Consider the following 21002-nt stretch of genomic DNA (forward strand, 5'->3'; position numbering starts at 1 on the left):
GTTATCTCCTTAGGGTTTGTTCTAAATTAAGTGCTACATCTAAGATTTCTTGCTCTTTAAAGGCTTTACTAATAAACTGCATACCAATAGGCAGTCCATTATCTTCACAAACAGGCAATGAGATTGCAGGTAGCCCTGCAAGATTAATTCCAATAGTATAAATATCCTCTAAATACATTTGCAAAGGAGTTTTTACTGCATCAAAACTAAAAGCTGTGCTAGGAGTTACAGGGGATAAAATTACATCTGCATCTTCTAAAATTTCGTTATATTGTCTTGCAATAAGTGTTCGCACTTTTTGAGCTTTGATATAGTAAGCATCATAATATCCGCTACTTAACACAAAAGAACCTAGTAAAATTCTTCTTTTAACTTCATCGCCAAAGCCAAGAGAGCGTGTTTTTAAATAGAGTCCTTTGAGATTATTAACCTCTTTGGCTCTATTGCCATATCTTACACCATCAAATCTAGCTAGATTTGAACTAGCCTCAGCAGTGCAAATTACATAATATGCAGAGATGATATAGCTTGTATCTAGCATTTTCTTTTCTATGATTGTGTGGCCTTCTTTTGCTAGTGTGTCAATGGTTGCTGAATAGGCATTTTGGATATTGCTTTGTGCATCTTTTAATAAATCAGGCAAAATTGCAATTTTAAATTTTCTATTAGGATTTAGGTTTTTAAAAGTTTCGCTTTTAGGCAAGTTTGCAGAAGTGGAATCTAAGCTATCAAAACCAGAAATTGCATCTAGTAAAATCGCACAATCGCTTACATTTTGTGTAATGGGTCCAATTTGATCTAGACTGGAGCTATAAGCAATAAGCCCATAGCGACTAACACGCCCATAAGTAGGCTTTAACCCTACGCATCCACAAAAGCTAGCAGGCTGTCTTATACTTCCACCAGTATCACTTCCTAATGCTGCAATAGCAAGTCCTCCACCTACTGCAGCAGCACTTCCACCACTGCTTCCACCAGGAGTTTTTGTAGGATCTTTTGGGTTTAGGGTTTTTCCATAGCAACTGCTTGCAGTAGTGCTACCCATAGCAAATTCATCCATATTTGTGCGTCCAAAGGGGGCAAATTTGTGTTCTAAAAGATTATTAATTGCACTAGCGTTATAGGGGGCTATATAGCCTTTTAGGATATTGCTAGCACTTGTAATTTCCCAACCTTTAACATTAATGTTATCTTTAATGGCAATAGGTAGAAAATCATCTTTATAGTCTTGTAATTCACCAACATAAGCATTTAAATTGCTTGCTTTTATCTTTTGAGTTAGATTATATTTTAATTCTTTAATGGCGTCAGTATCAAACTTTAATGCCTCTTGTAGAGTAGGGATACTCATTATTTTCTCCATTATTAATTTGCTTCATAAAAAGTTTTTGTGATTATAGGAAAATTTTATTAATAGAGAGATTAAGTTTTGAAGATTTGTAAGATTTTGGTGGAGCTGTGGGGAATCAAACCCCAGTCCAAAAACCAAACCAACAAAAATTGGATTACATGCTTTTGCTAGGTGGAAAATCTTTCCTTTTATAGCAAAAACCTAGCTATTTACTACAAAAAGGCAACCTCTTAAGAGCTTAATTTTGTGCAAAGGTGGCACAAAACGCATCTAGCAGAAATGATGTTTTTGGCTAATAGCTAGAATCTTAACCAAAAACAGCTCCAAAAAGCTTAGATAAACTTACGCAGCTTTAGCGTAAGCTGGAGCGTAATTTGCGTTGTTTGCGTTTATATTTATGAACCAGTTTTACGACTTAGCACAAGTCGGCATGCAATTTAAGCCATTTAATTCCTGTCGAAATTCAAGTCAGCCCCAAATTAAAAGAAAATTATAACATAATTTATAGTAAAATTTTTTAAAAACCCTTTTATATTTAGATAAGGATGGTGGATTTTGAGCATACAAAATAATTTAAAACAAGTAACTGTTACACAAATTTTTAAGAAAAAAAATCAAGAAAAAATTACAATGATTACTGCTTATGATGCACTTTTTGCAAAAATTTTTGATCCTTTTGTGGATATGATTTTAGTAGGTGATAGTCTTAATATGAGTTTCTTTGGCGAACAAGATACGCTAAGTGCGAACTTAGATCAGATGATTTATCATACAAAAGCAGTTTGCAATGGTGCTAAAAGAAGTCTTGTAGTATGTGATTTGCCCTTTGGTAGCATAAAAACTCCAAAAACTGCTTTAAAATCCGCTATTAAAATTTATAAACAAACAAAAGCCCAAGCCGTGAAACTAGAGGGCGGATTAGAAGTAGTAGAGCATATTAAATTGCTTGTGCAAAATGGTATTGCAGTTGTGGGGCATATTGGGTTAAAACCGCAACTTGTAAGGTTAGAGGGGGGCTATAAAATAAAAGGCAAAGAAGGAATTAAGAGTAAAGAATTTCAAAAACTCTTAGAAGATGCACAAGCTATTGAAGAAGCAGGTGCTTTTTGTATTGTGTTAGAAGGGGTTAGCTCTAGTGTAGCAAAAGAGCTCACACAAAGAGTAAAAGTTCCTATTATTGGCATAGGAAGTGGAGTGGATGTAGATGGACAAGTGCTTGTTTGGAGTGATGCCTTTGGGTTTTTTCAAGAATTTAAGCCAAAATTTGTAAGAGAATATTTAAAGGGTGCAAATTTAATGCAAGAAGCTATTAAAAACTATGTAGAGGATGTAAAAACGGGTAGATTTCCAAGTAAAGAGGAAAGTTATTAAGAATGGAAAGAATTGTAGAAATTGAAAAAATGAGCCTAGAGGGTGAAGAAGAAGTAAAGCTTCGCCCCACAAATTGGGAAGATTATATAGGACAAGAAAAGCTTAAAAAAAATCTTCAAGTTTTTATTAATGCAGCAAAAAAAAGAGGTGATGTGCTAGATCATCTTCTTTTGTTTGGTCCTCCAGGACTTGGAAAGACAACACTAGCACATATTATTAGCTTAGAAATGAATGCACCCATTAAAGTAACAGCAGCACCCATGATAGAAAAAGCAGGAGATTTAGCAGCGATTTTGACTAATTTAAGCGAGGGGGAAATTTTATTTATTGATGAAATACATAGGCTAAGCCCTGCAATTGAAGAGATTTTATATCCTGCTATGGAAGATTTTAGGCTAGATATTATTATAGGAAGCGGTCCAGCAGCTCAAACAATCAAGATTGACTTGCCAAAATTTACACTCATTGGTGCAACAACGCGTGCAGGAATGATTAGCAATCCTTTGCGTGATAGATTTGGAATGCAATTTCGTATGCAATTTTATGAAAAAGAGGAGCTAGCAAGAATTGTGATGATAGCTTCTATTAAACTCCAAAAAGAATGCCAAAAAGAAGGTGCATTAGAGATTGCTAAGCGTTCGCGTGGCACACCAAGAATTGCATTGCGTCTTTTAAAAAGGGTGAGAGATTTTGCAGATGTAGAAGATGAGATGATGATTACAAAAGAACGCACACAATATGCACTCAATGAACTTGGAGTGAATGAATATGGATTTGATGAGCTTGATTTACGCTTTTTGAAAATTATTTGTGAAAGCAGAGGGCGTCCTATAGGGCTTAGCACACTTGCAGCAGCAATGAGTGAAGATGAAGGGACTATTGAAGATGTTATTGAGCCTTATTTGCTTGTTAATGGATTTTTAGAACGCACTGCAAGGGGCAGGATTGCTACACAAAAGACTTATGAGCTTTTTTCATTTAAAAACCCTGAAAGTTTATTTTAATTTTACTGCAAAATCAAAACAATGCAACCAAGTTGGGAAAATTTAGGGTTTAGGAAGTTTGGCATAAAATAAATGAATCAATATAATTTAATAAATCTTAGAGTAATGCAATAAAGATTGGCTTTAACAAGGTTATTTTTAGATTATAATATGGAATTTCAATTTATCATCAATATTTTTGTGCTTTAATTTTGCTAAGAGGGTTCTATTTTGCCCTTTTTAAAACTTCTTTTGCTATACTGCAAAAAATTTTTTTAGGGATATTATGGAAGTTGTCATTACCTTTGGTATTATTTCTTTGCTTATTGCAATAGCACCTTTTATTAGCTCACTAACTAGAATACCGCTTGTGGTTACGGAAATTATTTTAGGAGCGATTGCCTTCCATTTTGGTATTTTTACTTATTCAAGTTCTTTAGAATTTATCGCACAGATTGGATTTTTATTTTTGATGTTTTTAGCAGGACTAGAAGTAGATTTAAAGACTTTTAATAAGCTTGGAATAGCATTTTTAAAAAGAGCGGGAGTTTATTTTGTTGTTCTTTATGGGTTGGCTTTTTTATATGTGTTTTATGCGGGAGTTTCGGAGTTTTACATAGTTGCATTGCCTGTTATGAGTCTTGGAATGATTATGGCACTTTTAAAAGAATATCCCAAAAATACCGATTGGCTAACTCTTTCGTTGAATGTGGGGATTTTGGGAGAGCTTATTAGTATTGTAGTTTTGGTGGTGCTAAATGGTGCGTATTCTTATGGACATACTTTCGAGCTTTATAAGACCTTGATTGTTTTATTTGTGTTTTTAAGCGTAATTGTAGGGATTTTTAAGATTGCAGATATTTTATTTTGGTGGTTTCCTGCATTAAAATTCCTGCTTGTGCCAAAAGATTCTAGTAAAAACCAAGATATTAGATTTTCAGCAATGCTTTTTTTGAGCATGATTGGAATAGCACAGCTTTTAGGGTTGGAAAAGGTTTTGGGTGCATTTTTAGCGGGTATGATTTTGGCTACCTATTTCCATTATCAAAAGGGCTTAGCGGAGAAATTAAATGATTTTGGATTTGGGTTTTTTATCCCATTGTTTTTTATTTATGTAGGTTCTACATTAGACTTAAATCTTATTTTTAATAACGCATATTTACTTTGGCAAACTTTAACTATCATTATGGTTATGTTAAGCTTGCGTTTAATGAGTGCTTTTATTGCTTATAAAAGCTATTTTAAAGATTATCAAAAAGTTTTACTTTTTGCTTTTTCACATTCTATGCCACTTACATTTTTAGTGGCTACTGCACAGCTTGGAAAGCAATTTAATGCTATTAGCACACAAGAATATTATGCTTTTATTCTAGCAGCAATTTTAGAGGGGATTTTGCTTACAATTTGTATTAAATTTATCTCAAATTATTCTAAAAATTGTGAGAATATTTCAAGCTAAAAGAATGATTGACTATTGATTTACATTCTTTTGAAATAATAACCTTTGATAAAATAATTTTAATTTCAAAAAAAGGAGTGGAAATGAAAGCAAAAATGCTATTTTTAAGTGCATTGATTGCTAGTAATGTTTTTGCCTTTGAAGTGCAGGAACTGCCAAGTATTACAGAAAGAGAAACACCCAATCTTTCTCAAAATAAAATTTATTCTTATTATGATTCAATAAAAGATGCTAAAAATGGAGTGGTAAATATTTCTACACAAAAGAAAGTAAAAGCCCCCAATATGCAAAACCATCCTTTAATGCGAGATCCCTTTTTTAGGCAATTTTTTGGAGATTCTTTTGGCTCTATTGTGCCAAAAGACAGAATTGAACGCAGTTTAGGAAGTGGTGTTATTATATCTAGTGATGGATATATTGTAACCAATAATCATGTAATTGATGGAGCGGATAAAATCCTTGTTTCTTTGCCAGAGAGCAATAAAGAATATACTGCAAAACTCATTGGAAAAGATGCCAAAAGCGATTTAGCGGTGATTAAGATTAATGCAAAAGATCTTCCCTTTTTAAAATTTGCCTCTAGTAGCGATTTAAAGGTAGGCGATGTTGTGTTTGCTATTGGGAATCCTTTTGGAGTAGGCGAGAGTATTACACAAGGGATTATTTCAGCACTTAATAAAAGTGGAATAGGGATTAATGATTATGAAAACTTTATCCAAACCGATGCTTCTATAAACCCAGGCAATAGTGGAGGTGCGCTTGTAGATAGCCGTGGAGGTTTGATTGGGATTAATACTGCTATTCTTTCACGCACAGGTGGGAATCACGGGATTGGTTTTGCGATTCCTTCAGAAATGGTAAAAAAAATCTCTAAAGATCTTATTGAAAAAGGTGTGATTGAGAGAGGATTTTTAGGTGTTAGTATTCAAGAAGTAAGTGAGGATTTAAAAAGTGTTTATAATAACCAAAAAGGTGCAGTCATTATAGCTATTGAAGAGGATTCTCCAGCACAAAATGCAGGATTAAAAGTATGGGATCTTATCACTAAAGTTAATAATAAAGAAGTAAAAAGTCCTTCAGAGCTTAAAAATATCATTGGAACCTTTAATCCAAAAGAAAGAATTACACTAACTATTATCCGCGATAAAAAAGAGCAAACAATTAGCCTTACTTTAGCCAAGGCTAAAGAGGAGCAAACACAAACTTTAGGAGCGAAAGTAGGCGGGATTAGTGGCTTATCTGTGGATAATCTAACTCAAGAGCTAAAAGCACAGCTTGGCATACCAAATAGCATTCAAGGTGTGTTTGTAACCGATGTAAAGCCAGAGAGCAAAGCAGAAGAGCTTGGTTTTGTAAGAGGTGATATTATTGTTCAGATTGAAAGCTTTAGTATTAATAATCTTAAAACTTTTAATGAAGCATTAAGTCGCTATAAAGGGCAAACCAAAAGAATGCTTATTAATCGTGGTGGTAGAATTTTTACCATTGTAACTAAATAATAAATTTCATTTTCTCCTTGATTTTCCACAAAAGATTCTCCTTTCTTTTGTGGTATTTTTTAAAAATCTCTCTTCATTTTCAAATCCAAAAAGTTAAATTTTTAGTAACTTTGTTACAAAGAAGACTTGCAAGCCTTTGTTATAATTTTTTTGCTTTAAAAAAATTAGGGAGTTCCTATGGAAAAGACAAAAAATATCAGTCGTAGAGACTTGTTAAAAATTATGGGTGTAGGTGGAGTTGCACTAGGGACTGCAGGTGGCTTGATGGCTACAAAGGCAGAAGCAAAGTCTAATCTAGCTCCAAATATTGCAATTATTGGTGCAGGACTTGGAGGGATTTCTCTTTCTGCAAAGCTAATAGATGATTTGCCTAATGCAAAAATTAATCTTTTTGATGCAGATCCTATTCTTTATTATCAACCAGGATTTACACTAATTGCAGGAGGAATTTATGATAAAAAAGACACAGAATTTCAAAAGCAAGATTTGATTAATGAAAAAGTAAATTGGATTAAGGAAAATATAGATTTGGTTAATCCAGATGATAAAAGCCTAGTTACTACAAGTGGGAAAACTTATTCTTATGATTATTTGATAATTGCAACAGGGACAACTTACAAGTTTGAAGAGTATGAGGGATTAAGTGAAGAAATTATCAATGATCCACAATATAGCAACATTGCAAGTATTTATACCGTAGATGGATCAGTAAAAGCACATACAATGATACAAGAGCTTGTTAAAAATGGAGGTAAAGCAGTTTTTGCAGAGCCAAACACTCCTATAAAATGTGGTGGTGCAAACAAAAAAGTAAATTTTCTTTTAGAGGATTTAGCTACTAGTAAAAATATGCGCTCCAAAGTGCAAATGCATCTTTATGTAGGCGGGGAAAGTATGCTTTCTTCTCCAGTGCATGCAAAAATGATAGAGCAATTTTTCTTAGAGAGAAAAATGCCTTATTCTATGAGACATTTGCTAAGAAAAGTGGATAAAGAAAATAAGATTGCTTATTTTGACAAGCTTATGCCATATACTGAAAATGGGGTGCAAAAAACAGCAATAGAGCAAGTTAGCGTTCCTTTTGATTATTTGTTTGTAATTCCTAAGATGATTACTTCTCCTTTTATCGCTAAAGCAGGACTTGCAGTAACTAGCGGACATGTAGCAGGAAATTGGGTGGATGTGGATAAATTTACCCTGCAGCACAAAAAATATCCTACTATTTTTGCTATTGGGGATTGTGCAGGTGTGCCAAAGGGTAAGACAGGTGCAAGCATTAGAAAGCAATATCCAGTAATAGCACAAAATATTTTAGATCATTTAAATGGTAAGCCACTTAGTGCAAAATTCTATGGCTATACAGCTTGTCCGCTTCTTACTCGCTATGGTAAGGCGGTAATGGTTGAGTTTAATTATGAGGGGGTTGATCCTAGTATGCCTTGTTTTGGTGCGACTAGAGAGAGTTGGCTTAATTGGTTTGTCAAAGTGTATTTGATGAAAGCAATGGTAATGAAGGGCATGGTGTTTGCAAAAGCATAAAATAAATAAAGGATAAAAAATGAGTAATTTAGATAAAACAATACGCCTTTTAGTTGCAATGGCGTTGTATTTTGTATTTGGATTTGTGTGCCAAAGTTGGTGGTGGTTAATTTCTTTATTACCTTTACTTAGTGCAGTTTATGGATATTGTCCTTTGTATAAGCTATTAAAGAAAAAGCAAAGCTAAAGGAGGAGCAATTCCTCCTTATCTAGCAAGATTAATTTTAAACTCTCTATTTGAAGCTATTCTTCTAATAAAAACTATAATATTTTTAAATGCTTTTTAGTAAAATTTACATACAATTCTTTTATTTAATAGGGGATATTTTTGAAAACACAAGAATTTCAACCAATTATTAATTTTATTTGGAGTGTAGCAGATGATTTACTCCGCGATGTGTATGTAAAAGGCAAATATCGCGATGTAATTTTGCCTATGACTATTCTAAGACGCATTGATGTCCTCTTAGAGCCTACAAAAGAGCGGGTATTAAAAACCTACAATGCCTATAAAGATAAACTAGAAAATTTTGATAATCTACTTGGCGGGGATAAAGGGAGTAATTTAGGATTTCATAATCATTCAAACTTTACCTTGCAGACACTCCTAAATGATCCTAAAAATATTAGAATAAACTTTGAAAACTACCTAGATGGCTTTAGTGAAAATATAAAAGATATTATTTCTAAGTTTAAATTCAAAAATCAGCTTGATACGCTTGAAGAGGCAAATATACTCTATGGCGTGATAGAGCGATTTTGCTCGCCTAAGATAAACCTTTCTATTAATCCTATTTTAGATGATAAAGGAAAAATTATCCACAAAGGCTTAAGTAATCTTGGTATGGGATATGTCTTTGAAGAGCTTATAAGAAAGTTTAATGAAGAAAATAACGAAGAAGCAGGAGAACACTTCACACCAAGAGAGATTATCGAGCTTATGACACATCTTGTATTTTTGCCAGTTAAAGAGCAGATAAAAGAGGGGATTTACACTATCTATGATAATGCCTGTGGAAGCGGTGGAATGCTAACAGAATCTAAAGAATTTATCACAGATAGCCTAATGCAATCAAAGGCAAGTATCCATCTCTATGGACAAGAGATAAACCCAGAAACCTACGCCATATGCAAAGCAGATATGCTAATAAAGGGCGAAGATCCAAACAATATCAAATATGGCTCAACACTAAGTGATGACAAACTAGGGAATCTAAAGTTTGATTTCATGCTTACAAATCCGCCTTATGGAAAATCTTGGGAAAAGGATCAAAAAGAACTAGGTGTAGATAGCAAGAAAACTTGCAAGGATTTAAGATTTCAAGTAGGTATTACAAGCAAGAGCGATGGGCAAATGATGTTTTTATTAAATATGCTAAGCAAGATGAAGCCTTGTGAGGAAGCTAACCCAGAATCTCAAAAATCTAAAGAATCTAAAAATAGCAACTCCACACAAAGCAAGCTTAAAGGCTCACGCATAGCAAGCGTGCATAATGGAAGCTCACTTTTTAACTCTGATAGTGGAATGGTTGCCATTAGAAAACACATCATAGCAAATGACTATTTAGAATCTATAGTCGCACTCCCTACCAATATGTTCTATAACACAGGAATTCCCACTTTTATATGGATTATCACAAATAATAAGCCAGAGCATAAAAAAGGCAAAGTCCAGCTAATAAACGCTACAAGTCCTAAATATTTCTCCAAGATGAAAAAGTCCCTAGGACAAAAGCAAAACGAGATGACAAAAGAGCATATAGAAAAAATCACAGATTTATTTTTGAATTTTAGTGAAAATGAGGATTGCAAGATTCTAGATAATAGCGACTTTGGCTATACCAAAATCCTTATAGAAAAGCCAAAAAGCACAGAATCTCTAAAAGATGATGAAAAATTTGCAAAACTAAAAGATAAAGACAAAATCCTACAAAAACTACAAGAGCTAGAATCTAGCCCAAAAGATTTCAAAGATAGAGCAGAGTTTTTCTCCTATCTTGGAGTGAAGCTAAAAAAGAGTGAAGAAAATCTCCTGCTAGATTCTGATAAAACCAACAATACAGAGAAAATCCCACTAAAAGTAGATATACAAAGCTACTATGATAATGAAGTAAAGCCTTATGTTTCAAACTCTTGGATGGCTTGGGAGAGTGCAAGTGTAGGCTATGAAATCCTTTTTAACAAATATTTCTATACCTACACACCACCAAGAAGTTTAAAAGAAATTGATAGCGAACTAAAAGAGCTAGAAAAAGAAGTGCAAGATCTCTTAAGTGAGATTATACAATGAGAGCTTTTAAAGATAGCGGTATAGAATGGCTTGGGGAGATTCCAGAGTATTGGGAAGTGGTGAAAATTAAGCATATTGCCGAGAAATTGATTGGAGGCGGAACACCTGATACATCAATATCTGACTATTGGAGTTCAGATAAAAGCAATTCATATTTGTGGGTGTCTATTGAGGATATTACTAAGTCAAGTTTTATAAGGGATACAAGTCGGCGTATTACTCAAAAGGGTTTAGAAGCATCGTCAGCTAAGATTATTCCACCATTTTCAATCCTATATTCAATTTATGCGTCATTAGGGAAGATTGCATATTCTGATTTACCTGTAACAACAAATCAAGCCATACTTGCAATTCAACCAAAAAAAGAAATTTTTTATAAATTTCTTTTTTATATTTTGCACTCAACAACGAAATATATTATTACACTTTCAAGCGCAACTACGCAAAACAATATTAGCTTGCTTATTGTTCAAAATCTTAAAATCCCACTTCCATCCCTAGAAGAGCAAAAAGCAATTGCGGATTTTTTAGATTCTAAATGCATGCAGATAACAAACTTCATAGAGAAAAAGCAAAAGCTCATCACACTTCTAAATGAGAAAAAGCAATCCCTTATTAATGAATGCGTTACCAAGGGACTTGATAAAAATGTAAATTTCAAAGATAGTGGCATAGAGCATTTAGGAGAGATTCCAAAGCATTGGGAAGTAAGCAAAATTAAATTTGTGGCTTATGTTAAAGGCAGAATAGGTTTCCATGGATTAAATAGCAATGAGTTTCAGTATAATGAAGGAGCTTATTTGGTTACAGGCAATGATTTTGATAACAATGAAATCTCATGGGATAAATGTAGAAGGATAGGCGAAAAAAGATTCTATGAAGACCCAAATATACATTTGCAAAATGATGATTTACTAATAACAAAAGATGGAACTATAGGAAAAACAGCTATAGTTAAAAAATGCCCCAATCAAGCCACGCTAAACACAGGAATTTTTCTTGTAAGGGTTAGGGAAAAAATATGCTCTGTAAAATATTTATTTTATATTATAAATGCGCAATATTTTAAAGAATTTGTTGCTTTAAAGACTTGTGGTTCAACTATTAAGCATTTATATCAGTCTGATTTTCATGAGTTTAAATCCCCACTTCCGCCTATAGAAGAGCAAGAGCAAATCGCACAATTTTTAGATTCTAAAATTTCTAAGATAGATAAAATCATAGAAAAAACCAAAAAACAAATAAAACTCATAAAAGAATACAAAACCACACTTATAAATCAAGCCGTTTGTGGTAGAATTGGAAAAAACTAAATTAACTATAATTTTGGAGGTTAAATTATGAATAAATACACTAAGCCATATTTTGAAGGAAAAGCGTTTAATTGTCCTCATTGTGAAGTATATTCAAGTATGAAATGGGATACTTTTTATGAGTGTACAAGCAGGGATATAAAACAAGTGGAGGGATATTCTTTTTTTGATTCTACTTGTTTTAATTGCAAAAGGAGTGTTATTTGGTATTTAAAAGATAAAAATGCAAAAATATTCTTTCCAAGGGAAGTTACTATTCCTCCTGAAGAAAATATGCCTGAAAATGTTAAAGAAATTTATGAAGAAGCATCTTTGGTTTTGGGTGATTCTCCTAGGGCCGCTTGTGCTTTATTGCGGTTGGCGTTGCAAGAATTAATGAAATATCTTAAAGAAAACATTGAAGGGTATAACGAATTAAAAATCGAAAATCTTAATCAAGATATTGAAAAAATAATAGAAATTGGAAATTTTTATCAAGCTCAAGAGGCAATGATTAAAGAAGCAATGAATTCTGTTAGATTGATTGGCAATAGAGCTATTCACCCTTCAGAATTGGATATTAATGATAATTTAGAGATTGCAAATATTCTTTTTGAAATGATTAATTTTATTATAGGAGAAATTATTACAAAACCAAAGGAAAGAGAAGAAAGACTTAATAAACTAAAAAGCGCTTTAGGTAAAAAACAATAAATCAAAGGAAAAATATGGAAGATCGATTCTTGACATACGATGAAGTTTTAAAACAAACAGGTGAAAAAAGACACCTTCTTTTGGGAAATGGTTTTAGTATGGCTTACAATAAAGAGCGTTTTTCTTTTGCTAGCTTATTGCAAAGTGCTATTGATAAAGGCATCATAAAAGAAAATTCAAAGATTCATCAAATATTTAAAAACAATAACACTAGCGATTTTGAAGAAGTTGTTAAAATTTTAGAAAATACTTCTAAAATTATACAAATTTATACACAAGATGAAAAATTATGCAAGCAATTATTGGAAGATTCTAAAAAATTAAAACAATTTTTAGTTGATATTATCACAAATAATCATCCAGAAAAAATAACAGAAATTTCTGATGATAAATTTTTTTTAACTATAGATTTTATAAAAGAATACAAAAATATATATTCATTAAATTATGATTTATTGTTATATTGGACTACTGAAAAATTAAGAGAAAAAATAAAAAATAAGCAAATTCAAGATAGCACGAAAGTATTTATTGATGGTTTTTGCAATGGCAAAAATGGAAATGAAGTAGTATTTGATAACAATTCTCATGGCAATACTTGTTTTTATCTGCACGGGGCTTTACATATTTTTGATAGTGGAGATGAAATAATTAAAAAAACATATTCAAGAACAGGTAAACCTTTAAAAAGGCAAACTGAAGAAGAATTAAATAATAACAGATATCCAGTTTTTGTATCGGAAGGCACATCAGAACAGAAAAAAACAAAAATTATTCACAATGCATATCTAAATCATTGCTATAAAAGTCTATGTGCCATAGATGGAGATTTAGTTGTTTTTGGGACAACATTAAAATCAAATGATGAACATATACAAGATGCTATTTTGACAAGTAAAATTAAAAATATATATTTTGGGGTATCGGATTTAAACAAAGGACAGCAGGAGTTATTGGATTTTATTGAAAAAAATAACAATTTAGAAAAAAATAAAAAGCAAATTTTCTTTTATGATTATAAAAGTGTGAAAATTTGGTAAAAAATAAAGGAACTAATAATGCCTAACTACCAAGAAAAAGATTTAGAAAACTTTATAGAATCTTATCTACTAGAAAATAATGGTTATGCAAAAAGAGTAAGTCAAAATTACGATAAGGCTTTGTGCTTTGATGAAGAATTGCTTATAAACTTTTTACAATCCACACAAAGCAAAGAATTAGATGAGCTAAACAAGCGTTTAGGAGAGGATTATCAAGATGAGATTTTAAAACAAATTGCTTCTAAAATCACAAAGCAAGGTATTGTCAAATCCCTGCAAAATGGCATAGAAATACGCGGGATAAAGCTAAATCTAGCCTATAGAAAACCAAGCAATAGCCTAAATAGCGATAGCGTAGAAAATTATAATAAAAACACCCTTTCAATCATTCGCCAACTTTATTATAGTAAGGAAAATCAAAATTCTATTGATATAGTGATTTTTCTAAATGGTGTGCCACTTTTAAGTATCGAGCTTAAAAACCAACTAAGCGGGCAAAATGTCTATAATGCAATAGAGCAATACAAAAAAGATAGAGATCCAAAAGAGAGGCTTTTACAAAATTGTATCGTGCATTTTGCACTAGATTGTGATTTAGCCTTTATGAGCACAAAGCTAGAAAGAGAAAAGACAAGATTTCTCCCCTTTAACCGTGGGCTAAATAATGGTAGTGGCGAGATAGGCTTAAAGAGCGGTGCAGGAAATCCGCCAAGTGAGGGGCTAAAGAGTGCTTATCTTTGGGAGAAGATATTAAGAAAAGATATTTTGCTTACGCTTATTTTTGATTTTGTAAAAATGATAAAAGATAAAGAGCAAGAAAAAATCATTTTTCCACGCTATCATCAATTTGATGTGGTAGAAAAGCTTTTAGATGACGCAAAGGCTAATGGTGTAGGGAAATGTTATTTGATAGAGCATAGTGCAGGAAGTGGCAAGAGTAATTCTATTTCATGGCTTGCACATAATCTTGTAAGTTTGCATGATAGAGATTCAAAACCTATTTTTGATAGCATTATTGTTGTTACAGATAGAAAGGTGCTAGATTCTCAAATTAGAGAAAATGTAAAATCCTTTTCAAATACAAAAAATCTAGTAGAAGCTATCACGCATGGAAGCAGACAGCTAAAAGAGGCACTAGAAGAGGGTAAGAAAATCATCATCACAACTATTCAAAAATTCCCCTATATTTTAGATGAAATCACAACCTTAAAAAGCAAAACTTTCGCAATTATCATTGATGAAGCACACTCTAGCCAAAGTGGTGTTAGTGTGCAAAAAATGGGCGAGGCTCTTAGAGATAAAAGCCAAGATGAAGAAAAAGATATAGATGAAAAGATTATAGAGATTATAAAAAGCAAAAAATTACAAAAAAATGCTTCTTATTTTGCCTTTACCGCTACGCCTAGGCCAAAAACATTAGAGATGTTTGGGACGCCTTGCAATGTAAATGGAGAGAAGAAGTTTATCCCTTTTCATCTTTACTCTATGAAACAAGCAATAGAAGAAGGGTTTATCCTTGATGTGTTAAAAGGCTATACAACTTATAAAAGTTATTATAAAATCCTCTCTTCTATCAAAGAAAATCCTTTATATGATAAAAAAAAAGCTACTAAAAAGCTAAAAGCCTATGTGGAAAACCATAGAGATTCTATTGCTAAAAAGAGTGAAATTATGATTGATCATTTTTTCACTCATGCTTATAAGAAAATAGGAGCTAGAGCAAAAGCTATGGTAGTAACCAAAAGTAGAGAAAATGCACTTAATTATTATTTTGCCTTTAGAGAATATTTAAAGAGGAATTTTCCAAACTTTGAAACGATTGTTGCATTTTCTGGTGAGCTAAATATTAATGGTGAAACTTATAGCGAAAGTGCTCTTAATGGATTTAGCGAGAATGCTCTAAAAGAGGAATTTAAAAAAGATAAATATAAGTTTTTAATCGTAGCAGAGAAGTATCAAACTGGATTTGATGAGCCATTATTACATACCATGTATGTAGATAAAGCCCTAAGTGGTGTAAGTGCAGTGCAAACGCTATCACGCTTAAATAGAGTATGTAAAGATAAGGAAGATACTTTTGTGTTAGATTTTGTAAATTCACATGAAGAAATCGCAAAATCTTTTAGCACATTTTATGAGCAAACTTATTTGGGTGAAAAAAGTGATGATGAAAAGATTTTTGAACTTAAAAGCAATCTTTTAGAATATGAAATCTATACACAAGATGAGATAGATACTTTTGTAGAATCTATTTTAAACAAAGAAAAAGAAAATATTATTCACACACAGCTAGATAGAATGGTAGAGCGATTTAATCAAAAAAGCGATGATGAAAAAACAGAATTTTATAGCAAGGCAAAAACTTATTTGAATAACTATGCGTTCTTAGCACAGATTTTGCCCTATGAGGATATAAACCTAGAAAAGCACTATATTTTATTAAAGAAACTTATTGCAAAGATTTTTCCTCCAAGAATAGAAGATTTGGCAAAAGGGATTTTAGACAATGTGAGCTTTGATAGTTATCGTGTGCAACTTGTAGAAAGTAAAAATATAGAGCTAGAAGGTAATGGTGAGCTTTTGCCCTCAAATGCCGATGGTTCAAGCAAAACACAAGAAGCAGAATTGCAAGAGCTTTTAAGTATTGTTAAAGAATTTAATGAAAAGTATGGGAATGTAGAATGGAGTGAGGGGGATAAAATAGCAAGGACATTGCAAAATATCAAAGAAGATGTTCTAAAAGATGAAGGCTTTATTCAATCTTCTAAGCATTCTGATAAGCAAAATTTGCGTATTGAATTTGAAAAATTACTACAAACAAAAATGCAAGAGATTATAGAGGTAAATTTTGCCTTTTATAGAAATTTTAATGAAGATGAAGCATTTAAGCAAAGGGTTGTTCAAAAGATGTTTGATGTTGTGTTGGCAGAAGTAGGATAAATAGGGTAGAATAAAAGATTATTCCACCGTTACACTTTTTGCTAGGTTTCTTGGCATATCTACATCATTGCCTAAACGCAAGGAAACTTCTAGGGCAAAAAGCTGTAAAGCTACCATCATTTCAAAGAATTCTTCCATATAGCTTTGGCTTTGAGAGATTTGTATAAAATCATCACTACCTTCATAATTTTCCACACTAATCGCACAAATCATCGCATCTCTAGCACTTAGTTCTTCTACATTGCTTTTAATTTTTTCATACAAAAGATTTTTAGGCATGAGTGCTACACAAAATAGCCCACTATCTGCAAGTGCGATAGGACCATGCTTCATCTCTCCGCTAGGATAGCCCTCAGCATGTAGATAGCTAATTTCTTTTAGCTTTAATGCACCCTCTAGGGCTAGAGGATAGAAAATATCCCTGCCTATAAAGAAAAATCCATGTCCATGTAGATAGCGTCTAGCAAGTCTTTTGATGTGTTCGTGAGTTTTTTTATTAACTTGTGTGAGTTTTGTAGCATTTAGCATAGTTTGAGAAAGGATTTTTATCTCTTCTTTGGTTAAGAGATTGCGTTTTTGGGCTAGAAAACTTGCAAAAATCCACAATACCATAACCTGCGTAGCAAAGGCTTTAGTGCTTGCAACCCCTTTTTCAATTCCAGCGCGCGTAAGAAGCGAGGCATCACTTTCTCTTACAATGCTACTATTATCTACATTGCAAATACTAAGAGTTTTTAAACCTTGTTTTTTAACAAGCTTGAGGGCTTCTAAGGTATCAGCAGTTTCGCCACTTTGTGAAATAACGACAAATAACTCATCTTTGTGCAAAATTGGCTCTTTGTAGCGGAATTCACTTGCAATTTCCACTTTGGTTTTTACTTTTGCATAGCGTTCTAGCAGGTAGCTTCCAGCAAGTGCTGCATGGTAGCTTGTCCCACAAGCACAAAGGGTAATAGAGTTAATGTTATTTAGATTTAAATTATCTAATTCTCCTAAATCAAAAGAAGTTTCATTAACCCTTCCCATCATAGTTTCTAATAAAACCTTGTGTTGCTCATAAATCTCTTTTTCCATAAAGAAAGTAAAACCATCTTTTTGTGCAGAAAGTTTATCGCCTTTTAATTCTTTTAGATGCAAAAGAGTAGCAAAGTTTTCTTTATTCATCGCACCCAATGCTCCATCTTCAAGATAGCAAACTTCTTTAGCAAGTCCAATAAGGGGTGCATCAGAAGAAGCAAAGAAGATTTCATCATTTTCACCTTTTCCTATGATGAGTGGAGAGCCATTTTTGGCATAGAAAATCGTATCTTTTGCTTGATGAGTAATTAGTAAGATTGCATAAGCACCTTTTAAAGAAGCAATAGTTTTTTTAAAAGCTTCTAGTGGAGTTTTGGAGTTTTGTAAAAAATCTTCAAAAAGATGCACGATTACTTCTGTATCTGTTTGTGATATGAAATGAATTCCCTTTTTTTGCAGCTCTTCTTTTAGGCTTTGGTAATTTTCAATAATTCCATTATGCACGACATTGCTAAATTGTCCAAAGTGTGGGTGTGCATTAACTTCTGTGGGTTTTCCATGTGTAGCCCATCTTGTGTGTCCTATCCCCACTCCAAAATCACTAGAAGTAAAATCTTGGCATTTTCTCTCTAAGTTTTCTAGCTTCCCAACTGCTTTAAAGGTTTCTATTTTATCTTCTTTTAGAACGCAGATTCCAGCAGAATCATAGCCTCTATATTCAAGCTCTTTTAATCCATTTAAAAGAATGGATTTTTTCTCTTTTGTGCCAATATAGCCGATAATTCCACACATTGCAGACACTCCTAAAATTTAAAAATTTTTGTATTCTTGCATAAATTCTATAAATAAAAAGTAAATTAGCGAGGTTTTAAACATTTATTTTATAATTTTAAGTAAAATTAGTATGTTTTATTTGATAGAGTTATGGCAAAAATTAAACTTTAATAAGTTTTTAAAATAAAATTTAAAATTTCAACGCCACAATAAAAGGACAAAATTGCAACGAGATGTTTTTTATATCGCTGGTTATGATCCTAGAGGACGCAGACATTACTATACACTTTTAAAGGAAAATTTACTGAAACAAAATAAAATCAATGGATTAAATTTAGAGATTTCTCCTTTGCAAAAAGGGGAGCTTTCTTTTTGTGAAATTACACATAAGAGTGCAAAAACACATTATTATTTTCTAGAATGGGATAGTATCATAAGAGCACATTGGGCTAGAGGGAGTTTGCAATATTTGCAGGAATTTTTGTATTTTTTAAGAGTGTATGTTTTTTCTAGTTTATTTATGAAATTTGCAAGAGCTTCTAAAACACAACTTATTGCAGGGCTTTATCCGGTGATTTATTTTACTTTTATGCAATTTTTTGGGATTTTTTTGGTTTTAGTTGGTTGGAAGATTTTGGCAGGTTTTGGGAATTTTTTATTAGCTTTGGGTGTGATTTTTGGGATTGTTTTTTTTAAATTTTGGAATGATTTTGTAATTTTTTGCGGTAAAAAATTAGCCGTTTTTTGGCTTTCTAATATTTATGTATTTTGTGCTAAGTTTGCAAAGGGTAAAATTCCACAACTCAATGCTAAAGAAAATGAGTTTGCACAAAAGATTGTTAAGATTTTGGAGCTAAACCACCAAAATAAAAATTATGAAATGCTTATTGCCTCGCATAGTGTTGGGACGATTTTAAGTATCGGGGTGGTTGCTAGAGTAATAGAACTTGCCAAAAAGAAAAATTTAAATCTTAAGAATTTAAAGTTAGTAACTTTAGGAGAGTGCATACCACTTGCAAGTTTTCAAAAAGAAAATGAAGCATTTATTGCCAAGCTTGCAAGCATTATAGAGGAAAAATTGATATGGATAGATATTACTTCCCCTATTGATGGGGCTTGTTTTCCTCTTTTGGATTTTGTTACAATAGCAGGTATTCAAAAAGAAAAATTTCCGCATTTTAAAAATGCACGATTTTTTACACTCTTTAGCAAAGAAACTTATGCAAAAATACGAAAAAATCGCTATTTGGCACATTTTTTATATTTGTATGCCAATGAGATTTTGGGTGAATATGATTATTTTGCGCTTATAGGTTCTTGTGAGTTTTTAGAAAATAAATTTAAGGAGTGAAGATGGGTGAATGCCCCTTTTTTCCAAGCCCACACAAAAACAAAGCAAGCTTGCTTGTAACTTTTTTACTAAAGCGTAGATCATGGCTTGATGGATTGTATGAAAGAAGCTATAAGATGAAATCAGGTAGGGTAAAAATGCCTGGATTTGATTTGGTAATTGCAAATCATCCAAAAGATGTGCGTAATATTATGGTAGATGAGGTAAAAGAGTTTCCTAAAAGTCAGCTTTTGCATGAGCTTTTAAGTCCTCTTTTGGGAGAGAGTATTTTTACCACTAATGGAGAAGTTTGGAAGAGACAAAGGGAGCTTTTACGCCCTTCATTTGAGCAGGCTAGAATCACTAAAGTTTTTTCATTGATGAATGAAGCGGTTTTTGATATGATGCAAAAAATAGAGGATTTAAGCACTAAAGATAGCATTCTTGAAGTAGATGAGATTATGACTTTTGTAACTGCGGATGTAATTTTTAGAACTATTATGTCAGAAAAACTAGACGCAACAAGGGGAAAGGCAGTATTAGATGCGTTTGTTATCTTCCAAGAGCAGACTGTGCATACAGCCATCCATAAAATGTTTTGCTTTCCAAAGTGGATTTCTATACTTTTAGGAGAATACAAAAGAATTAAAGCAGGAAATACAATTAGGAAAGTTCTAGCAGATATTATAAAGCCTCGCTATGAGCAATCTCTCCAAGGCAGTAAGAGAGAGTATAGCGATATTCTTTCTTCGCTTTTAGAGGTTGTGGATGCAAATACAAATGAGCGTTTTAGTTTTGAAGAAATTTTAGATCAAGTGGCAATGCTTTTTTTAGCAGGGCATGAAACTTCAGCAAGTGCGCTTACATGGACTCTTTATCTTTTAAGCTCTCATACAAAAGAGCAAGAATTGGTTTATGAAGAGATATGTTCAATTAATCCAAATGGGGATTTTAGTGTTACGCATTTAAGAGCTTTGAAATATTTAAATAATGTTTTTAAAGAATCACTTAGATTGTATCCGCCAGTTGGATTTTTTGCAAGGACTGCTACAAAAGATACTAGTATTCAAAAAAATGCTTTAAAAGAAGGAAGCGGAGTGGTAGTAGCTCCTTGGCTTATCCATAGGCACAGCGATTATTGGGAGAATCCTCATGCTTTTAATCCTATGCGTTTTGAAGAAAAAGATAAAATTAAAAAAGATACTTATATGCCCTTTGGTATGGGGGAGCGTATATGTATAGGGCAGGGATTTGCTATCCAAGAGGCGATGTTGATTTTAGCAAATATTTTAAGGACTTATAAGTTAGAATTACAAGATGGTTTTGTTCCAGATGTGGTAGGGAGGCTTACTATCCGCTCAGCAAATGGAATGAAGATTAAATTCACTAAAAGATAAAGAATA

15 protein-coding genes and 1 other RNA gene are annotated in these 21002 nt (G+C 32.6%); 13 read left to right on the plus strand and 3 right to left on the minus strand.

The window, feature by feature from the left end; translation table 11 throughout:
* Position 1: 1 nt before the first annotated feature.
* A complete protein-coding gene (gene gatA, locus B6S12_RS01050) occupies positions 2 to 1345 on the minus strand; it encodes an Asp-tRNA(Asn)/Glu-tRNA(Gln) amidotransferase subunit GatA (RefSeq protein WP_181450916.1) in 1344 nt (447 codons plus the stop codon).
* Between the two features lie 103 nt (positions 1346 to 1448).
* Positions 1449 to 1827: a transfer-messenger RNA gene (ssrA, locus tag B6S12_RS01055) on the minus strand.
* Positions 1828 to 1906: 79 nt separating this feature from the next.
* On the opposite strand from ssrA, the gene panB reads away from it, so the two are divergent.
* From panB to B6S12_RS01110, 11 genes are all read left to right on the plus strand, one after another.
* A complete protein-coding gene (gene panB, locus B6S12_RS01060; RefSeq protein WP_111228970.1) occupies positions 1907 to 2722 on the plus strand; it encodes a 3-methyl-2-oxobutanoate hydroxymethyltransferase in 816 nt (271 codons plus the stop codon).
* A 2-nt stretch (positions 2723 to 2724) separates the two neighbouring features.
* Entirely contained in the window at positions 2725 to 3726 is a 1002-nt protein-coding gene (gene ruvB, locus B6S12_RS01065) for a Holliday junction branch migration DNA helicase RuvB (protein ID WP_111228971.1), read from the plus strand.
* A 265-nt stretch (positions 3727 to 3991) separates the two neighbouring features.
* Positions 3992 to 5164 carry a cation:proton antiporter gene (locus tag B6S12_RS01070; protein WP_111228972.1) on the plus strand — a complete coding sequence of 391 codons (1173 nt, stop codon included), beginning with the start codon at positions 3992 to 3994 and terminating at the stop codon, positions 5162 to 5164.
* Between the two features lie 83 nt (positions 5165 to 5247).
* Positions 5248 to 6663, plus strand: coding sequence for a DegQ family serine endoprotease (locus B6S12_RS01075; RefSeq protein ID WP_111228973.1), 1416 nt, complete (start codon positions 5248 to 5250; stop codon positions 6661 to 6663).
* 177 nt (positions 6664 to 6840) lie between these two features.
* The gene (locus tag B6S12_RS01080) at positions 6841 to 8202 is read left to right on the plus strand and encodes an FAD-dependent oxidoreductase (protein WP_111228974.1); all 1362 of its coding nucleotides are present in this window, start codon (positions 6841 to 6843) and stop codon (positions 8200 to 8202) included.
* A gap of 19 nt (positions 8203 to 8221) precedes the next feature.
* Positions 8222 to 8389 (plus strand): YgaP family membrane protein, encoded by a 168-nt coding sequence (locus B6S12_RS01085; protein ID WP_111228975.1) that lies wholly within the window; start codon positions 8222 to 8224, stop codon positions 8387 to 8389.
* 141 nt (positions 8390 to 8530) lie between these two features.
* Positions 8531 to 10492, plus strand: coding sequence for an N-6 DNA methylase (locus tag B6S12_RS01090; RefSeq protein WP_111228976.1), 1962 nt, complete (start codon positions 8531 to 8533; stop codon positions 10490 to 10492).
* Positions 10489 to 11805 carry a restriction endonuclease subunit S gene (locus B6S12_RS01095; protein WP_111228977.1) on the plus strand — a complete coding sequence of 439 codons (1317 nt, stop codon included), beginning with the start codon at positions 10489 to 10491 and terminating at the stop codon, positions 11803 to 11805. The genes B6S12_RS01090 and B6S12_RS01095 overlap by 4 nt, the downstream gene beginning before the upstream one ends.
* 27 nt (positions 11806 to 11832) lie before the next feature.
* Complete coding sequence (locus B6S12_RS01100) at positions 11833 to 12498, plus strand: DUF4145 domain-containing protein (protein WP_111228978.1); 666 nt, start codon at positions 11833 to 11835, stop codon at positions 12496 to 12498.
* An 80-nt stretch (positions 12499 to 12578) separates the two neighbouring features.
* Positions 12579 to 13538, plus strand: a complete 960-nt coding sequence (locus tag B6S12_RS01105) for a DUF4917 family protein (RefSeq protein WP_245892460.1) — start codon at positions 12579 to 12581, stop codon at positions 13536 to 13538.
* Between the two features lie 18 nt (positions 13539 to 13556).
* Positions 13557 to 16478, plus strand: coding sequence for a type I restriction endonuclease subunit R (locus tag B6S12_RS01110; RefSeq protein WP_111228980.1), 2922 nt, complete (start codon positions 13557 to 13559; stop codon positions 16476 to 16478).
* Positions 16479 to 16496: 18 nt separating this feature from the next.
* Here B6S12_RS01110 and glmS read toward each other — a convergent pair whose 3' ends face one another.
* Positions 16497 to 18287, minus strand: a complete 1791-nt coding sequence (gene glmS / locus B6S12_RS01115; protein WP_111228981.1) for a glutamine--fructose-6-phosphate transaminase (isomerizing) — start codon at positions 18285 to 18287, stop codon at positions 16497 to 16499.
* Positions 18288 to 18492: 205 nt separating this feature from the next.
* Between glmS and B6S12_RS01120 the strand changes: the two genes are divergently transcribed.
* A complete protein-coding gene (locus B6S12_RS01120) occupies positions 18493 to 19620 on the plus strand; it encodes a hypothetical protein (protein WP_111228982.1) in 1128 nt (375 codons plus the stop codon).
* Positions 19621 to 19622: 2 nt separating this feature from the next.
* Complete coding sequence (locus tag B6S12_RS01125) at positions 19623 to 20996, plus strand: cytochrome P450 (protein ID WP_111228983.1); 1374 nt, start codon at positions 19623 to 19625, stop codon at positions 20994 to 20996.
* Positions 20997 to 21002: the final 6 nt, after the last annotated feature.

This window comes from Helicobacter valdiviensis (genome assembly GCF_003245365.1).
Classification (GTDB): Bacteria; Campylobacterota; Campylobacteria; order Campylobacterales; family Helicobacteraceae; genus Helicobacter_D; species Helicobacter_D valdiviensis.